The 2,764-nt window shown below is 40.0% G+C and carries 4 protein-coding genes; 1 reads left to right on the top strand and 3 read right to left on the bottom strand.

All coding sequences use genetic code 11. The annotated features are described in order from the left end of the window. Positions 1 to 263: WecB/TagA/CpsF family glycosyltransferase (locus IQ229_RS22615; protein WP_409339957.1), on the bottom strand; the 263-nt coding region annotated here is incomplete at its 3' end. Positions 264 to 1,234: 971 nt separating this feature from the next. Here IQ229_RS22615 and IQ229_RS22610 point away from each other — a divergent pair. Beyond that, positions 1,235 to 1,528 (top strand): hypothetical protein, encoded by a 294-nt coding sequence (locus IQ229_RS22610; protein ID WP_228013659.1) that lies wholly within the window; start codon positions 1,235 to 1,237, stop codon positions 1,526 to 1,528. A gap of 2 nt (positions 1,529 to 1,530) precedes the next feature. Here IQ229_RS22610 and IQ229_RS22605 read toward each other — a convergent pair whose 3' ends face one another. Both IQ229_RS22605 and IQ229_RS22600 read right to left on the bottom strand, forming a co-directional pair. Beyond that, a complete protein-coding gene (locus tag IQ229_RS22605; RefSeq protein WP_194047601.1) occupies positions 1,531 to 2,211 on the bottom strand; it encodes a response regulator in 681 nt (226 codons plus the stop codon). Next, positions 2,201 to 2,764, bottom strand: a 564-nt coding sequence (locus IQ229_RS22600; protein WP_194047599.1) for a sensor histidine kinase, incomplete at its 5' end; no start/stop codon positions are given. The genes IQ229_RS22605 and IQ229_RS22600, both read right to left, overlap by 11 nt.

Genomic DNA, 2,764 nt, shown 5'->3' with positions numbered 1-2,764 from the left:
GTGCCATTGAGATTATGCACCAATGGTGTACCCAATAAAGCGCTACCCCAACGAACTCCGCTCCCATCTGCCAACAAAAAATCACTCTGCTCTAACGCCTTTGCTAATGCTGGGTTTTTGGCAGCAGTTACCATCGTGTGGGCGTTAGCATAATACACGCGACCACCCTGCCGCTTCAGCAACTGCACCAGTAAGAGTTCAATTGCTTCGTATAAAGGCATACGATCAAAATCAGTATCTAAAAAACTAACTCGGTCTGCCATATAATTTAATGCTCGCCATCTGGAGTTGCAAAATAGTAGAATTCAGAGCATTGCCCATATTTCTGCTCACCGGAAATTTACTGACAGTGTTATACATTAATGGACACAAAGAATTAACGTTGCTGGTAAGTGAGCATTGCCTGCAACAAAACTGAAATCTTTGATCTGTCAGGGCTTTTGAGATACTTAACTTTTTAATGTGTAAGTACCATGAAATATTTGATCCGAATTGAGAGTTTATTCACAAGATTGAGTAAAAATCTAGTGAACCCTACGTATACTTTCGTACGCAAATACCGATATAAACTACTATCTGATGGCTACTTAAATTATTTTTTATACAGTATCCTAATGAGGAATAAAATTATCCAGCTAACTATCCGTTTGGCTGTAGCGTACAGATAGTCTAAATTTCATAATAAGATAGTTAGACACGATCAAACAAACGTATGTTTAATTTTTTAAAAACCGTACAATAACCAATTTATAAGCTATTTGGTGAATTTACATTTCTTCACATAGCTTGTTTTTTCAACGCCGATTGACTGACTACACTAGATAAAAAACCAAAAAAATCAGAGATTTTGATAACTACAGAAATTAAGATCACAAACAATTATTGACACGTATAATTGGTGTTGAACAGATGATATCTTAAGTGAAAATATTTCAAGTAGCGAGTGAGAAGTTTTGTTTCTCTCGTCATTTCTATAGTTAGGTAATAATGGCAGTCTGTGGACTTGTCAGATTGCAATTTAATTGCTTATGCTTTTTATCTGTTAATGATTTGAGCCTGCCTGGGAAAAAATAAATCTTTATTCTTTCTATACTTTCCGCTCTTAACTGATGATTTAGCTCAACTTATCCACCTAAAGCCTTATTGTTACGTCCATTCAACGCTGACGATCGCTAAAACCATTTTCTAGTAGGCATTTCCCATTTGCAGATAAGTCTAAACAGATGAAAAGACTATGAAAAGACACCGAATTATGGTTGTTGGTAGCAACGTCATGACCGTGCAGCGCGTCAGCAGTCATTGCCTAAAACAAAATGCAGAAGTTTTTCCATATTATTGTATTCCCACGCCGGAAGAGATCGCTTTGTTTGAACCTCATGTATTGGTGCTATGTCTACCCATACCTGAGCAATTCCAGGATCAATTACTTCAGCCTTATATTCTGTGGTCAGAACAACTCGTGAATAACATTTCACCACTGGCTACCACTTTGACAGAATTATCTGACTATTTACATAAATTCCTATAAACTTAAATCAATCCTTGGCGTACGGCTAAAGCTGCTGCTTGAACGCGATCATCAACGCTAAGTTTGTTGAGAACCATACGTACATACGACTTGACGGTTCCAAGTGAGAGGTAAAGTTGGTTTGCAATCTGCTGGTTTGAGCGTCCTTGTGCAATAAGTTTAAGAATCTCGCGTTCGCGATTACTGAGAATAGGTTGCGCTACTACCTGAGATACAGGAGCATCGGGAACGACAGCGGTTGACCTAAGCATCCGAGCAACTTTTTGAGCGATTAGAGGATCTAAATAAGCACCACCTTGAAGTATCAATTGAATGACGGCGATGAGCTGTTCCCATTCAATGGTTTTAAGACAGTAACCATCAGCACCAGCTGCAAGCATCCCCATGACCTGGATATCGTCGTCGAAGGCACTTAAGGCTAAAACACAAGTAGTCAAACAGTTACTTTTTATGTGCTGGGTGGCTGTAATCCCATCCATGACTGGTAGATCGATATCCATTAAAACTACATCTGGTTGGAGTTGACTAGCTAATTCAACAGCCTCTCCACCGTCTAATGCCTCTCCAACTATACTAAAACCAGGTTCTAGGCTAAATTGCCCTTTCATCCCTCGGCGGATTAAAGCGTGATCGTCAACTAATAGAACCCGCACAGTTTTCTCTTTATCAATATTAGGTATCATTCTTGCTACATCTGGTTGTATTCTGTTCATCGTTGCAATCAACTTGATTTATGGCACTTGGGAGAGTAAACCAGAAAGTACTTCCCTCTCCAAGAGAACTTTCGACACCAATGTTTCCTCCGTGAGCCTCAATAATTTGACGACATAGGTACAGACCAAGCCCACTTCTTCCACGATGCCCTCGTCCTTGAATAAACCGGTGGAACAGCTTTTCCTGAGCTTGCGGTGCAATTCCTGAACCGTAATCGCGCACCGAAACCCGCACTTGCTCTTCTCCATCAGGCGTTATCTCAATCAGAATTTCCCCGTTAGGCTTACTTACCCGCACAGCGTTATCAAGTAAGTTTTGTAAAACCCTTTGAATTTCTAATTCATCACCATAGACAGGTGGCAGCAATTGAGAAGTTTTACAAACGAAGGCTAACTCACTTGTAGATGTTGCTTTTATCTGACTAACTACTTTAATTAAAATCTTTTCCCAATTCAGGCGATCGCACATTAAACAGGCGCTGCGGGCTTCATAACGGGAGATATCTAAGAGGAGTTCCACAAG

Source organism: Nostoc cf. edaphicum LEGE 07299 (assembly GCF_015207245.1).
GTDB classification, from domain to species: Bacteria; Cyanobacteriota; Cyanobacteriia; order Cyanobacteriales; family Nostocaceae; genus Nostoc; species Nostoc edaphicum_B.
Note: the sequence above shows the minus strand (reverse complement) of the source record. Positions and strands in the feature narration are given on the sequence as shown.